Source organism: Noviherbaspirillum cavernae, assembly GCF_003590875.1.
GTDB lineage: Bacteria > Pseudomonadota > Gammaproteobacteria > Burkholderiales > Burkholderiaceae_D > Noviherbaspirillum > Noviherbaspirillum cavernae.
The window spans coordinates 2,180,852-2,194,733 of record NZ_QYUN01000002.1 but is presented as its reverse complement, the minus strand read 5'-3'; the positions used below and the strand labels follow the sequence as shown (position 1 = coordinate 2,194,733).

Here is a 13,882-nt window from a genome sequence, read left to right as displayed (position 1 = left end):
GCCAACAATCTTGAGTGAGGGAAAAAATGATCCGTTGGCCCGGCAATACATGCATGGGTAAATCAGGATGGGCTTGTAACCCGCATGGATATTGGTTAGAATCGAGTTACTGTATAAAAACACAGTAATTGAATTCTTCCTCATCACGAAGTCAAAAGAGCAGTATCCACTGGCTTACCGAGGATTGGATTCTTCGCTCTATTGGCGCAGGCCATGGTTTCATCGATGCGTTGCGCCATTGATGCATGCAGTGTTCGCTAGTCATCGCAAGAACAGGTTTTCTCTTCGGGAGATAAGCATGTTGAAGACAGGTACATTGGTAGGAGCAGGCCGCTGGCCAAGTCAAACGGCGCATCCCGATCTTTGGCAAAAGCCGATCGCGGGGCAGGTCATTGATTTCTGCGATGTCCGGGCATGGGCCAATTCCATTTACTTTCCTACTGACAATCCCCATCCGGGCGACGTGATGGGAATGGCTTTGAAGCTGCGGGAGCAGGGCATTCTGGACGGCCTCACACCCGTGTGCTGGGACTTTGTGACGCACCAGCGGGTGATGTGGGAAAAGACTGCGCAATTGCGCCCATATGCGGAAGATGTTTCCCTGTGGCGGGCATGCAAGGCCTTGCGCATCGATGAAATCCGGCATCCACGGCGTCGCAAGCCGCGCGATATCGGCGAATTTCTGCCGGAAGACATGCAGCATCTGGCGATGCAGCAGCTGATCCCGGCGCTGCACTGATTGCGGTTGTATCGGCGCTCTCGTTCGCATTCCCGTCTCGCGCATCGTTCTCGTACGGTTTTCTCATTCCTGGGGCGTAAAAAAAGCCTGCATCGGAATGCAGGCTTCTTGTCTTGCGGCTTTCGAGTGCGTTACAACACATCGCTCGCGTGATCTGCCAGGCGCGACCGTTCGCCGCGCGCCAGCGTGACATGCCCGCTGTGCGTCCAGCCTTTGAAGCGATCGACGACATAGGTCAGGCCGCTCGAACCCTCGGTGAGGTAAGGCGTATCGATCTGCGCGATATTGCCCAGGCAGATGATCTTGGTTCCCGGACCGGCGCGCGTGACGAGCGTCTTGATTTGCTTGGGCGTCAGATTCTGCGCCTCATCGATGATGAGGAACTTGTTCACGAAGGTGCGGCCGCGCATGAAGTTGAGCGATTTGATCTTGATGCGCGAGCGGATCAGGTCCTGCGTCGCCGCGCGGCCCCATTCGCCGCCATCGCCGTCGGACTTGTTGAGCACTTCCAGGTTGTCGTCGAATGCACCCATCCACGGCGACATTTTTTCTTCCTCGGTACCCGGCAGGAAGCCGATGTCTTCTCCCACCGGCACGGTGACGCGTGTGACGATGATCTCGTTATACAGCTTGGTCTCCAGCACTTGCGCCAAACCTGCGGCTAGCGCCAGCAGCGTTTTCCCGGTGCCGGCCTGACCCAGCAGAGTGACGAAATCGCATTCCGGATTCATCAGCAGATTCAGCGCGAAATTCTGTTCGCGGTTGCGCGCCGTGACGCCCCATACGCTGTTCTTCCCATGCGCATAATCGCGCAAGGTCTGGATCACTGCCGTCCTGCCGTTGATCTGCTTGACCTGACCATAGAAGGGCGCTTCGCCGTTGCGGGGTTCGAGGAAGACGAATTGATTGACCAGGAACGACGGCACGAGCGGACCCGTAAGGCGATAGAACGTGTAGCCTGTTCCGTGTTTGTTCTCCTGCCACGACTCCATGCCCTTGCCATGCTTGTTCCAGAAATCGTCCGGCAATTGCATGATTCCCGAATACAGCAGATCGGTATCTTCGAGTACATGATCGTTGAAGTATTCTTCGGCCGGCAGTCCCATCGCACGCGCCTTGATGCGCATGTTGATGTCCTTGGACACCAGCACGACAGGGCGGCCCGGATGTTGCTGCTCCAGCGCGCGCACAACGCCAAGAATCTGGTTGTCCGCCTTGCCGACCGGCAGGCCTTCGGGCAGCACAACGTCTTGCAGCCTGGTCTGGAAGAACAGGCGGCCCTTTGCATCCTTGTTGCCGAGCTTGGACAAGGCAATGCCGTCCTCGATCTCGTTTTCCTCCACGCCGGCCACCAGCGCGTCCAGCGAGCGGGATACCTGACGGGCGTTGCGCGCGACTTCGGACATTCCCTTCTTGTGGTCGTCCAGTTCCTCCAGCGTCATCATCGGCAGATAGACGTCGTGCTCCTCGAAGCGGAACAACGATGTCGGGTCATGCATCAGCACGTTGGTATCGAGAACGAACAGCTTGGTGACGCCGAGTTTGTCGGCAACGCGGCTTGCCTTGGATTTGATCAGGCTTTCTATTTCTTTTGGCTTGGAGACGCGCTCCTTTGCTGCGGGTGCCTTTTCCGCAGTTCTGGCGCGTGCCTTGGGCGCGGATTCGATTTCTTGTGGTGCTGATTCGACCAGTGTCATCACCGGTTTCACAGCCTTGCCTTTTTCTGCCTTGGGGTAGTCGCTCGGGGAAAGTATTGCAGCGGGTTTGTTCGGTAATTTGGGCAGTGGCATCAGGACCTCAATCTAAAAGATGACAGGATTTACATCTCATACAAGTCACGACCGGCCGGGTCGCGGTACTGCGGGTAAAGTCAAAAAAGAAAATGCAAGAATCATGCGAAATGAAAAGCAAAAAAGCCGTTTGGGAAGGCTGGAGGCCTTTTCCACAAACGGCTTTTTTGCAGCGAAAATTTTTTTGGATTCAATGGGTTCAGAGAAATTAAACCAGACCCTTCACATATTCCAGCACATCGTCAACATGGCCGGGCACTTTCACTCCACGCCATTCTTTCACCAATTTGCCGGTTCCGTCAATCACAAAGGTGCTGCGTTCAACGCCGCGAACTTTTTTCCCGTACATGTTTTTCATTTTCATCACGTCAAACATGTTGCACATGATTTCGTCCGGATCGGAAATCAATTCAAACGGCAGCTCCAGCTTTGACTTGAAACCGTCATGCGAGCGCAGGCTGTCGCGGCTGATGCCGACAATTTCGCTGTTGGCTGCCGTGAATTGCGGATGCAAATCACGAAACTGCAGGCTCTCTGTCGTGCAGCCTGGAGTATTGTCCTTCGGATAAAAATACAATACCACCGTTTGGTTCTTGTAATCAGACAACCGGAATGTCTGATCGCCCGTCATGACGGCGGAAAATTCGGGAACGGTTTGTCCTATTGCGGATGGGCGTTCTGCCACTGTGGCCTCCTGGTCCATAGGCGTCATCGCTTGTGGCGATGATCAGATTTTCGATAGGCGGTTCGGGATGGCCGCCATGGTTTGGTTTGAAGCCGAAGCTGCTCTTGAAACATGGAGTGCTGACAAAATGGTTCCGAGAATGTTGCGCCTCCTTGCAGTACAAAACCACGCTACTGGCTGCGGCGCGTTGACTCCGAACCGCTTTACTTCATGTTGTCAGATTTTCTTGATTTGACTCGACAATCAGCTCGCCTGAGCGTCCCGGCAATTCGCCCCAACAAACCATGCGGGTCGGCAGCGTGTCACTTTTTACTTTTTGGTAGTAATTTTCCATCGACGCAAAATCATACCCTTGCGCACGCCAACCAGCCAACAACTGCTCGAAGATGGGGGCAAGTTTTTGCCCTTCAAGTTCTGCATGCAAAGTAAACACATGATCGCGCGGCTGCTCCGTCAGACGCAGAATGGTCTTTGCGATGTTGGTGTGATCGATGACGGCGCCCGTGATGGTTCTTCCAAGCAGTTCGTCGAGCGTCGGCAGGGTTGTCGGCAGCTGGATGCACGACAATGTCTTGCCAGGCACGGATATGCGGTGCGGACCGGCGGTTTGCATCATCAAGGCGCCTTCCTCGGTAAGCCTGGATCGTCCATCTGAAGCGTAGGCAATGCCGAATGCATCCAACCGCTCAAATGCATGCGCATTCATTTGCCAGCCGGCCGCACCATGCGTCCTGGGCGCGTATCCGAAAATATCGGTGAAACGATCGAACGCCTGGCGCATCTGGCGGTCGGTCCACGCGTCATCGCACGTGCGGACGTTGTCTTGCCACACGACGTGGTCCCAAGTATGAATGCCACATTCAAAGCCGGCATCCCGTGCGACGCGCATCTCTGCGGAGCACTTCCTGCCGATGTCCGGACCAGGCAGAAGAACGCCGTACATCAGCGTCTTCAGTCCGTAATGCTCGGTCACGGAGGTCCGCGAGACTTTTTGCAGAAAGCCGGGACGGAATGCACGCTTGAGTGCCCAACCGGTATGGTCGGGGCCGAGTGAATACAGGAAGGTGGCATTGGCGCGATGCTTTTGCAGCATGCGCACCAGATTCAATGCGCCTTCGCGCGTACCTCGAAAAGTATCGACGTCGATTTTCAGGGTGAGCAGCGGCACAGGCTCAATCCATCAAAGCCTTGGCTTCCGCCACCTGGCCGCGGTACGCATCGAAGATGAGGCGCAGCGTATCGTCCATCGAAGTGCGCGGCTTCCAGTCCAACTCTTCGCAGGTGTTGGTGATTTTCGGCACGCGGTTCTGCACGTCTTGATAGCCCTTGCCGTAGTAGGCGGCAGAATTGGTTTCGACCAGCTGCACCTTCCTGGCGGACTCTGCATACTCAGGGTATTCGGCGGCCAGTTTCAACATCATGCCGGCGAGGTCGCGCACGGAATAATTATTGATCGGGTTGCCGATATTGTAGATCTTGCCGCTGGCTATGCCGTTGTCGTTGGCGATGATGCGCATCAGGGCATCGATGCCGTCGTCAATGCATGTGAAGGCGCGCTTTTGATGGCCGCCATCGACCAGCGAGATATTTTCTCCGCGCACGATGTGCCCGAAAAACTGCGTGACCACGCGCGAGCTGCCTTCCTTCGGCGTGTGGATGGAATCGAGGCCCGGCCCGATCCAGTTGAAAGGGCGGAACAGCGTGAAATTCAATCCGTCTTCCATGCCATAGCCCCAGATCACGCGATCCATCAACTGCTTTGCGCAGGAGTAAATCCAGCGCGGCTTGTTGATCGGGCCGCAAATCAGTTCGGATTCTTCCGGATCGAATTCTTCGTCGTGGCACATGCCATACACTTCGGACGTCGAAGGAAACACCAGATGCTTCTTGTACTTCGCCGCCGAGCGCACGATCGGCAGGTTCGCCTCGAAGTCGAGTTCGAAAACGCGCAGCGGCTGCTTGACGTAGGTGGAGGGCGTTGCAATCGCGACCAGCGGCAGAATCACATCGCATTTCTTCACATGGTATTCGACCCATTCCTTGTTGATGGTGATGTCACCCTCGAAGAAATGCATGCGGTCTTTGTACGCTTCATTGGTCAGCAAGTCGTCGATGCGGTTGGTCATCATATCCATGCCGTAGACATGCCAGTCGGTTGTCTCCAGGATGCGTTGGGACAGGTGGTGTCCGATGAAGCCGTTGACGCCGAGAATAAGGACTTTTTTCATTTGTGTTTCTTTGATGTTGGGATATCCGAAGCGTTATATGCGCGACGATAACGCTCGTTGTAAATCGGTCGGCGACAGCGGCTTTCCATCACACAGCAGTTCGTGAATTTCAAGTGCGCGGCCATCGCCACCAACGCCGAATATGCGATTGTCCGCCACTGTCAGACCGGGAGTTGAATGCGGCAAGACCCGGTTCGACAGGCGCGCCTTGCCGATGATGACGGTTGTTTCGCCAATCGTCGTCCATGCGCCGGGGTAGGGCGGGGCCACCGCGCGATGCAGATTGTAGATGGCCTGCGCCGATTGTGACCAGTCGATGCGGCCGTCTTCCGGCTTGCGCCCGCCGAAATAACTGCCTCGGGACAAATCGTTCGGCAGTCTGGGTGTTTTTCCTGCCAGCATTTCCGGCAATGCTCGCCACAGCGTTTGTTCCGCCGCCACAGTGATTTTGCCGAATACTTCATAGGCGGTGTCATCCGGCAGAATCGGCACCGACGTTTGCGCCACGATTGCGCCGGCGTCGGGTTTGATGGTCATTTCATGCAGCGTTGCGCCGGTTTCGTTCTCGCCGTGCAGCACCGCCCAGTTGACCGGCACGCGGCCACGATATTTCGGCAGCAGGGAGCCGTGCATGTTGTATGCACCTCTACTCGCCAGGGACAGCAGTTCGACCGGCAGCATGTGGCGATAGTAAAAGCTGAAGATGAAATCCGGCTGTTCCTGCTTGACCTGCGAGATCAGTTCCGGCGCCGTCGGCACATGTGGCGTGATGAATGGGATGCCCTTTTCGCGGCACAATGTCGCCACCGAATCGAACCAGATTGTTTCCGCAGGATTGTCTTCGTGAGTCACGACCAGCGACACATCGACGCCGCGCGCCAGCAAGACTTTCAGGCAGCGAACGCCGACGTTGTGGTAGGCAAATACAACAGCGCGCATTTCAGGCTATCCCTTCAATCTGGAGGGTACCGGTTCAACGGATTGATCAGACGTCTGCTCCAGGATCGCATGCACAACATAGCGCGGACGGCCCCTGACTTGCTGGTAGATGCGTCCGATATATTCGCCGACCAGGCCCACGCCAAACAGCAGCACGCCCATCAGGAAGAACTGGAATGCGAACAGGGTGAACACACCCTGAACTTCCGCGCCGAGTACGAACCGCCGCACGAGCAGCAACACGAACAGAGCGGCGGAGACAAGTGACAGTACGATGCCGAGCAGGGAAAAAATCTGCAGCGGCATCAGCGAAAAGCCGGTCACAAGATCGAAATTCAGGCGAATCAGGCTGTACAGCGAGTACTTTGATTCCCCGGCTGCACGCTCCTCATGCTCGACAACAATCTCGGTTGGCGTGCGTGCGAAGGTGTAGGCGAGAGCGGGAATGAAGGTGTTGACTTCGTTGCACTGGTTGATGAGATCGATCACGTTGCGGCCGTATGCGCGCAGCATGTTGCCCTGATCGGTCATCTTGATGTGCGTGATTCTTTCGCGCAGTCGGTTCATCGCGCGGGAGGCATAGGTCCGCCAGGCGGTATCGCGTCGCTCGCGCCGGATCGAACCGACATAGTCATGGCCTTCCCGAATCTTGGCAACCAGGTTGCCGATTTCTTCGGGCGGGTTTTGCAGATCCGCATCGAGTGTGATGGTGATGTCGCCGCGCGTTGCCTTGAAGCCGGCAAGGATGGCCATGTGCTGTCCGTAGTTGCCGTTCAGCAGTACCACCCGTGTGACATCCGGCCGTTCGCGGAACTGCTCGGCGAGAATTGCGGCAGATTTGTCGCGGCTGCCGTCATTGATGAAGATGATTTCATACGCGATGCCGAGTGCATCCAGCGATGGATACAGACGTGCGAACAGCTTGGCGAGGCCCGCTTCTTCGTTGTAAATAGGGATGACAACGGATAGTTCAGGTTTCATCAGTCGGTAGGCTTATTGTTGGAGTACTGCCTTTACTGCGGCGACGGCTCGTTCGACATCCTGCTCGGTCATCACCGAGAACATCGGCAATGTCACAATTTGTCGGCCCACATGTTCAGAGATCGGGAACATGCCTTTCTTGAAGCCGCGCTCGAGGTATAGCTTGAACAAATGAATCGGCGGGTAATGATAGCCGATGCCGATGTTTCGTTGCAGCATTTTCTCCATGAATTCGGCGCGTGTGATGCGCTCCGGAAGCACTATCTGGAACATGTGCCAGTTGGAGTTTGCAAAATCCGGCACAGGCAGTTGGGCACCATACTGTGCTTCAAATTCCGTACCAAAGGTCGCGAAATAGTGCTTCGCCAAGTTGCGACGCTTCGCGGTAATCGCTTCAAGATGTGCAAATTGCCCCAGTCCAATCGTGGCTGCAATATCTGTCATGTTGAATTTGCCGCCCAGTACATCGACATCGATGCCGTCGAATCCGCTGCGGGTCACGCCTTGCAAACGATATTTTTCCGCAAGTCGCGCTTCGTCCGCATCATTCAATACGAGGCAACCGCCTTCGGACGTGGTGATGTTCTTGTTGGCCTGAAAACTGAACGAAACGAAATCGCCGATTGCGCCGATGCGTTGGCCGTTCCAGCTGGAACCGAGCGCCTGCGCAGCATCTTCGATCACGCGCAGACCATGTTTCCTTGCGATCGCGTACAAGCGATCCATATCCACCGGAAGGCCCGCAAGATAGACCGGAATGATCGCTTTGGTGCGCGCGGTGATTGCTGCCTCGACCTTGTCGAGATCGATGTTGCGCGTGACGGGATCGATATCGGCAAAAACCGGCGTGGCGCCGACTTCAATGATCACGTTGGCAGTGGCGACCCACGAAATCGGTGTCGTAATCACTTCATCGCCCGGACCGATGCCCGCAACGCGCAGGGCGATTTCCATTGTGCACGTGCCGGAATTGAACGTGCGTACCGGGCGTCCGCCGAAGTATTCGGACAGTTGCGCTTCGAAGGCCTGGACTTTTGGACCGCTGGTGATCCAGCCGGACCGCAGCACGTCGGAGACAGCTGCAATGGTCGCTTCATCGATGGTGGGCTTGGAAAAGGGCAGAAATGGTTCGGTCATGGCAGGAAATGAAATGGGGTGTCAAGAGCGGGCCAGCAATGCGACGCCGACGACGATGATGCCAATGGCGAGCAGTTTTTGGGCGGAAACAACCTCGCCGAGGAAATACCATGCACCAATGGCATTGACAATATAGCCGAGCGAAAGCATCGGATAGGCAATCGTCACGTCGACTCTGGACAGGCCAATGATCCATACCACGACGGACACTACGTAACACGTCAGTCCGCCAATGATCGGCAATTGCGTCGCAAGCTTGATGCCGGTCGCAAACCAGTTATCTGCGGTGAGATGGATCGCACCGACAGCGTTGGTCCCGGCTTTGAGCAGCAATTGTGCAATGGCATTCAGAAGGATGCCGGTCATGATGAATCCGAAGGTCGCCAAATTCATTGTTCCCTACTCATTTTCCGGCTTCGTTGGTGACAACAACGCGCCGCGGGTCTTGCGCGATGACACGCATCGGCACGCCTTGCTCTTGAAACGACTTGAAGATGTCGGGGCGAATAATGGCGATGGCCTTCTTGCCGTTGGCATGATCTGTCTTCCATTTGGACAGGAATGCGTCGCGTGTCGGCAACCACAAATGCGGCTCCTGCGTTACGCCGAAAAGCATCTCATCCGGGTGTTCGACAAGGATCATGGTACGGCTCAAATAGAATGGCAGCGCCTGCTGATAGCGGCCTACCGCGTATATCGGGGTATCCGGCGTCAATTCAGCCGCAATCGCCGGCACGTAATTCACGCCGGCGGAATAACGGCCGAACTGCTCGTGACCGAACATCAGCATCTGGCTGTATGCGAAGCCTGCTGCGCCGATGACAACGATGGCCCATTCCTTTTGCCTGCGCGCCAGCCAGATGCCAGTCAGGCCTCCTATCAGTCCAATCGCTGCCGCTGCGAAGACCCAGGGTATGTAAGACTGGAACAACGGTATCTCGAACGGGTTCTTTGCGAGGGCCGGAACCTTCGATGCGAGAGCCAGACCGATTGCGCCGGCAAGTGCAAGCAGGCCTGCCGTGGCTGCGATGTTCTTGAACGAAGCTTTGTCCAGATAGCATGCAACCAGTAGCGCAAGCGCGGGGAAAATCGGCAGGATGTAGGCAGGCAGCTTGGAGCCGGAAATGCTGAAGAAAAAGAAAATGAACACGGACCAGACAAGCAGCATTGTCTTCGGCTGGAACGTTTGCGATGAATCGCGCCGGCCATGCCACAGACTCTGTGCGAGCACGCCCAGCCATGGAAAAATGCCGAGGAGCAGAAACGGAATGAAGTAGTGCCACGGCCCTTCGCGATGATGCACCTTGCTCGTGAAGCGCTGGAAGTGTTCGTGGATAAAGAAGAAATGCGGGAACTCCGGATTTTTCAGCGAGATCAGCACGAACCAGGGCGTCGTGATAGCGAAGAAGACGAGCAGACCCGCTCCGAAATGCAATCGTTTCCAGATTGCCCAATCCCGCGAAATGAGCGTATACAAAACCAGTGCCGCGCCGGGCAGCACGATGCCGATCAATCCCTTGGACAACGCCGACAGTGCCATGCCGGCCCAGCAGAGCAGCATCCAGTTGCGCCGCTCTCTGGCGGTCGCGTCATCGCGTTGCGCAATCAGCAGGGAACACAGCGCGATCGTCATCATGCCGGCCAATCCCATGTCCAGCGAATTGAAATGGCCGAGTCCGGCCCACATGAAGCAGGTCGCGAGCACCGTGCCGGCGAAGAAGCCGATACGCTCGCCGAACAGGCGTCTGCCGGTATGCGCCACCAGCACGATGCCGAGCAAGCCGCACAAGCCGGTCCACAGACGCGCCTGCCATTCACCCAAGCCGAAGACCTTGAACGTCAATGCATTCATCCATGTTTGCAGAGGGGGCTTTTCGAAGTACTTGATGCCGTTGAGACGCAGCGTGATCCAATCACCGGTTGCAGCCATTTCGCGTCCCATTTCCGCGTAGCGGCCTTCATCGGAGGGGATCAGTGTGCGTGCGCCCAACCCATAGAACCAGACAATGCAAAAGAGGAGGAAAAGGCTCCAGACCAGGGATCTTGATTTATGCAGTTCGCGCATTATGTGTGCTTGTTTTTATCTGTTTTTTTCAAAGATCAAGGCCAGCACGACCTTGCGACCTTCCGCCATCAGGATGTTGTAGGTGCGGCATGCGGCCTGGTTGCTCATGCATTCGACGCCGATGCGTCTGGCGGCGAGTGCGGCGGTCAGTTTCGGATGAACGAAGTGTTGGTGTTCGCCGGTTCCGAGGATCACGACGTCGGGATCGGTGGCTTCGATCTGGGCAAAATGTTCGCTCGATAACATGTCGAATGACACGGGTGACCACGGAACGGGAGCAACTTCCGGCAAGACGATCAGGCTGTGACTGAAATGCACGGCGTTGAGCTCCACGCCGGTCTCGTCGTACGCCGTGACAGTCTGATAATGCTGTGTCGGAGTGGAGTGGAGCTTCATGGTATTACCGGATTGAAAACGAAGTGAGTTGAACGAAACGGCGGAATAATGGCGTGTTATTCATTCGTCATCATCATTCGGCGGGCCGTCTTTTTGCTGCGGTCGCTGCGACGAATTCTCTTTCCGGCTGCCGTTATGGTGTGGAATTCCAGCTATCGCCGGCAAAACACCGCGCATTGTACCGGTTTCCGTTTCAATCAGGCTCTTACCGATTGATAAAACGGGTTGCTTTCGGCAAAATGAACCTTTTGGCGGTGCAGCATTGCATCCCATATCTTTGCATTAACTGAGGGGATGGCTCGAATGCGACCGATTCAGAAATCGAAAAAACTGGCAGATGTCTGTTACGACATCCGTGGCCCGGTCCTGGAAAAGGCCAGGCAGATGGAAGATGAGGGCCACAGGATCATCAAACTGAATATCGGTAATCTCGCTGTGTTCGGCTTTGATGCGCCGGATGAAATCGTGCACGACATGATCATCAATATGCCCAACGCATCGGGTTATACCGATTCCAAGGGCATGTTCGCGCCGCGCAAGGCGATCATGCATTACACGCAGGAAAAGCGCATTTCCGGCGTGACCATCGATGATATTTACATCGGCAATGGCGCATCCGAGCTGATCGTGATGGGCATGAATGCATTGCTCAATACCGGCGACGAAGTATTGGTGCCGGCACCGGACTATCCCTTGTGGACTGCGGCGGTGAGCCTGTCGGGCGGCAAGCCGGTGCATTACATCTGCGACGAAGCAGCTGATTGGTTTCCCGATATTGAAGATATCAAGAAGAAAATCACGCCGAATACCAAGGCGATTGTTGTCATCAATCCGAACAATCCGACGGGAGCACTGTATCCGGTCGAACTGCTGGAGCAGATTGTCGAACTCGCGCGCCAGCATCAACTGATCGTGTTTGCCGACGAGATTTACGACAAGACACTGTATGACGGCAATACACACACATCGATTGCGGCCTTGGCCGACGATGTGCTGTTCCTGACCTTGAATGGTCTGTCGAAAAACTATCGGTCCTGCGGCTATCGTGCAGGGTGGATGGTGGTGTCGGGCGAAAAGAAGCATGCAAAGGATTACATAGAAGGCCTCAATATGCTGGCCTCGATGCGCCTGTGTGCGAATGCGCCTGGGCAGTACGCGATTCAGACCGCGCTGGGCGGCTATCAGAGCATCGATGACCTGGTCGGCCCGGGCGGCAGGCTGCTCAAGCAGCGTGATCTGGCGCACAAGCTGTTGACGGATATTCCGGGGGTCACCTGCGTGAAACCGAGATCGGCGTTGTACATGTTTCCGAAGCTGGATCCCAAGCTGTATCCGATCAGTAACGATCAGCAATTCGCCTACGAGCTGCTGGCGGAAGAGAAGGTGCTGATCGTGCAAGGCACAGGTTTCAACTGGATTGCTCCAGATCATTTCCGTGTCGTGTTTCTGCCCAACTCGGATGACTTGACCGAGGCGGTCGGCCGGATTGCGCGCTTTCTCGATGGCTACCGCAGACGGTACGCACAGGCAGCATAGTTCTCAGATAGACGGATTTTTTCAGACGGGATTGCGGTCCTGCGGCATTTACCACTCTTTAACTTATGAAACCCATCAAAGTAGGCTTACTAGGCATCGGCACCGTCGGGTCCGGCACGTTCAACGTACTCAAGCGCAATCGGGAAGAAATTACCCGTCGCGCAGGGCGCGACATTCAGATTGCGATGGTTGCCGACTTGAATACCGCGCGCGCCAAGGAATTGACCAATGGTGAGTGCGAGATTGTCAACGATGCCAACCTGGTGGTGAACCATCCCGATATCGATATCGTGATCGAACTGATCGGCGGCTACGGGATCGCAAAGGATCTGGTGTTGAAGGCGATTGCGAACGGCAAGCACGTCGTTACCGCGAACAAGGCTTTGCTGGCAATGCACGGCAACGAGATTTTCAAGGCGGCGCAGGAAAAGGGTGTGATGGTCGCGTTCGAGGCGGCGGTGGCCGGCGGCATCCCGATCATCAAGGCGCTGCGCGAAGGGCTGACGGCGAACCGCATCGAGTGGATCGCCGGCATCATCAACGGCACGACCAATTTCATCCTGTCCGAAATGCGCGACAAGGGGCTGGACTTTGACGTGGTGCTGAAAGAGGCACAACGGCTGGGTTATGCCGAAGCCGATCCGACCTTCGATATCGAAGGCGTCGATGCGGCGCACAAGGCGACCATCATGTCGGCGATTGCATTCGGCATTCCGGTGCAATTCGACAAGGCGCATGTGGAAGGCATCACCAAGCTGCAGGCGACCGATATCCGCTACGCAGAGCAATTGGGCTATCGCATCAAGCTGCTGGGCATCGCCAAGCGCACCCCGAAGGGCATCGAATTGCGCGTGCATCCGACGCTGATTCCGGCAAAACGCCTGATCGCGAATGTCGAGGGCGCGATGAACGCGGTGCTGGTGCAGGGCGATGCAGTGGGCGCGACGTTGTATTACGGCAAGGGCGCGGGTTCCGAGCCGACCGCGTCGGCGGTCATTGCCGACCTGGTGGACATTACGCGTCTGGCCACTGCCGATCCCGAGCATCGGGTACCGCATCTCGCATTCCAGCCGGATGCCATGACCGACACGCCGATTCTGCCGATGTCGGAAATCACCACCAGCTACTACCTGCGTATGCAGGTCGAGGACCAGACCGGCGTGCTGGCTGATGTGACGCGCATCCTGGCGGATTCGACGATTTCCATCGACGCAATGCTGCAGAAAGAACCGGCGGAAGGTGAGAGCTGCACCGACATCATCATGCTGACGCACCAGACGCAGGAAAAGAACGTCGAAGCGGCGATTGCGAAGATCGAAGCCTTGCCTACCGTGGTCGGCAAGGTCAGCAAGATCCGCCTGGAGCACCTGAGCTGATTTCGCACGT

General features: G+C 56.1%; 13 protein-coding genes. 3 read left to right on the top strand and 10 right to left on the bottom strand.

Annotated elements, in window-relative coordinates; all coding sequences use genetic code 11:
- Positions 1 to 91: 91 nt before the first annotated feature.
- On the top strand, positions 92 to 739 hold the full coding sequence (locus tag D3870_RS10200; RefSeq protein ID WP_242489929.1) for a PH domain-containing protein: 648 nt from the start codon (positions 92 to 94) through the stop codon (positions 737 to 739).
- 131 nt (positions 740 to 870) lie between these two features.
- Here D3870_RS10200 and D3870_RS10195 read toward each other — a convergent pair whose 3' ends face one another.
- The 10 genes from D3870_RS10195 to D3870_RS10150 all read right to left on the bottom strand — a co-directional run bounded on the left by D3870_RS10195 (position 871) and on the right by D3870_RS10150 (position 10,960).
- Positions 871 to 2,529: a PhoH family protein gene (locus tag D3870_RS10195; RefSeq protein ID WP_199710610.1), complete on the bottom strand. Its 1,659-nt coding sequence runs from the start codon at positions 2,527 to 2,529 to the stop codon at positions 871 to 873.
- A 208-nt stretch (positions 2,530 to 2,737) separates the two neighbouring features.
- Positions 2,738 to 3,214 (bottom strand): peroxiredoxin, encoded by a 477-nt coding sequence (locus D3870_RS10190; RefSeq protein ID WP_119741929.1) that lies wholly within the window; start codon positions 3,212 to 3,214, stop codon positions 2,738 to 2,740.
- Between the two features lie 208 nt (positions 3,215 to 3,422).
- The gene (locus tag D3870_RS10185; protein WP_119738804.1) at positions 3,423 to 4,382 is read right to left on the bottom strand and encodes a polysaccharide deacetylase family protein; all 960 of its coding nucleotides are present in this window, start codon (positions 4,380 to 4,382) and stop codon (positions 3,423 to 3,425) included.
- A 4-nt stretch (positions 4,383 to 4,386) separates the two neighbouring features.
- Entirely contained in the window at positions 4,387 to 5,442 is a 1,056-nt protein-coding gene (locus D3870_RS10180) for a bifunctional UDP-4-keto-pentose/UDP-xylose synthase (RefSeq protein ID WP_119738802.1), read from the bottom strand.
- A 33-nt stretch (positions 5,443 to 5,475) separates the two neighbouring features.
- Positions 5,476 to 6,381 (bottom strand): formyltransferase, encoded by a 906-nt coding sequence (locus D3870_RS10175; RefSeq protein ID WP_119738800.1) that lies wholly within the window; start codon positions 6,379 to 6,381, stop codon positions 5,476 to 5,478.
- A gap of 6 nt (positions 6,382 to 6,387) precedes the next feature.
- Complete coding sequence (locus D3870_RS10170; RefSeq protein ID WP_119738798.1) at positions 6,388 to 7,362, bottom strand: glycosyltransferase; 975 nt, start codon at positions 7,360 to 7,362, stop codon at positions 6,388 to 6,390.
- Positions 7,363 to 7,374: 12 nt separating this feature from the next.
- Positions 7,375 to 8,499, bottom strand: coding sequence for a DegT/DnrJ/EryC1/StrS family aminotransferase (locus tag D3870_RS10165; RefSeq protein ID WP_119738796.1), 1,125 nt, complete (start codon positions 8,497 to 8,499; stop codon positions 7,375 to 7,377).
- Between the two features lie 21 nt (positions 8,500 to 8,520).
- Entirely contained in the window at positions 8,521 to 8,892 is a 372-nt protein-coding gene (locus tag D3870_RS10160) for an EamA family transporter (RefSeq protein ID WP_119738794.1), read from the bottom strand.
- Between the two features lie 10 nt (positions 8,893 to 8,902).
- On the bottom strand, positions 8,903 to 10,564 hold the full coding sequence (locus tag D3870_RS10155) for a glycosyltransferase family 39 protein (protein WP_119738792.1): 1,662 nt from the start codon (positions 10,562 to 10,564) through the stop codon (positions 8,903 to 8,905).
- A 15-nt stretch (positions 10,565 to 10,579) separates the two neighbouring features.
- Complete coding sequence (locus D3870_RS10150) at positions 10,580 to 10,960, bottom strand: Mth938-like domain-containing protein (RefSeq protein ID WP_119738790.1); 381 nt, start codon at positions 10,958 to 10,960, stop codon at positions 10,580 to 10,582.
- Positions 10,961 to 11,263: 303 nt separating this feature from the next.
- Between D3870_RS10150 and D3870_RS10145 the strand changes: the two genes are divergently transcribed.
- The gene (locus D3870_RS10145) at positions 11,264 to 12,496 is read left to right on the top strand and encodes a pyridoxal phosphate-dependent aminotransferase (protein ID WP_119738788.1); all 1,233 of its coding nucleotides are present in this window, start codon (positions 11,264 to 11,266) and stop codon (positions 12,494 to 12,496) included.
- Between the two features lie 65 nt (positions 12,497 to 12,561).
- Positions 12,562 to 13,872 carry a homoserine dehydrogenase gene (locus D3870_RS10140; protein ID WP_119738786.1) on the top strand — a complete coding sequence of 437 codons (1,311 nt, stop codon included), beginning with the start codon at positions 12,562 to 12,564 and terminating at the stop codon, positions 13,870 to 13,872.
- Positions 13,873 to 13,882 lie beyond the last annotated feature (10 nt).

Coding starts and splice junctions, on each gene's coding strand:
- D3870_RS10195 (WP_199710610.1), bottom strand. CDS start 2,529: ATGCCACTGCCCAAATTACCGAACAAACCCGCTGCAATACTTTCCCCG.
- D3870_RS10180 (WP_119738802.1), bottom strand. CDS start 5,442: ATGAAAAAAGTCCTTATTCTCGGCGTCAACGGCTTCATCGGACACCAC.
- D3870_RS10175 (WP_119738800.1), bottom strand. CDS start 6,381: ATGCGCGCTGTTGTATTTGCCTACCACAACGTCGGCGTTCGCTGCCTG.
- D3870_RS10170 (WP_119738798.1), bottom strand. CDS start 7,362: ATGAAACCTGAACTATCCGTTGTCATCCCTATTTACAACGAAGAAGCG.
- D3870_RS10165 (WP_119738796.1), bottom strand. CDS start 8,499: ATGACCGAACCATTTCTGCCCTTTTCCAAGCCCACCATCGATGAAGCG.
- D3870_RS10160 (WP_119738794.1), bottom strand. CDS start 8,892: ATGAATTTGGCGACCTTCGGATTCATCATGACCGGCATCCTTCTGAAT.
- D3870_RS10155 (WP_119738792.1), bottom strand. CDS start 10,564: ATGCGCGAACTGCATAAATCAAGATCCCTGGTCTGGAGCCTTTTCCTC.
- D3870_RS10150 (WP_119738790.1), bottom strand. CDS start 10,960: ATGAAGCTCCACTCCACTCCGACACAGCATTATCAGACTGTCACGGCG.
- D3870_RS10145 (WP_119738788.1), top strand. CDS start 11,264: ATGCGACCGATTCAGAAATCGAAAAAACTGGCAGATGTCTGTTACGAC.
- D3870_RS10140 (WP_119738786.1), top strand. CDS start 12,562: ATGAAACCCATCAAAGTAGGCTTACTAGGCATCGGCACCGTCGGGTCC.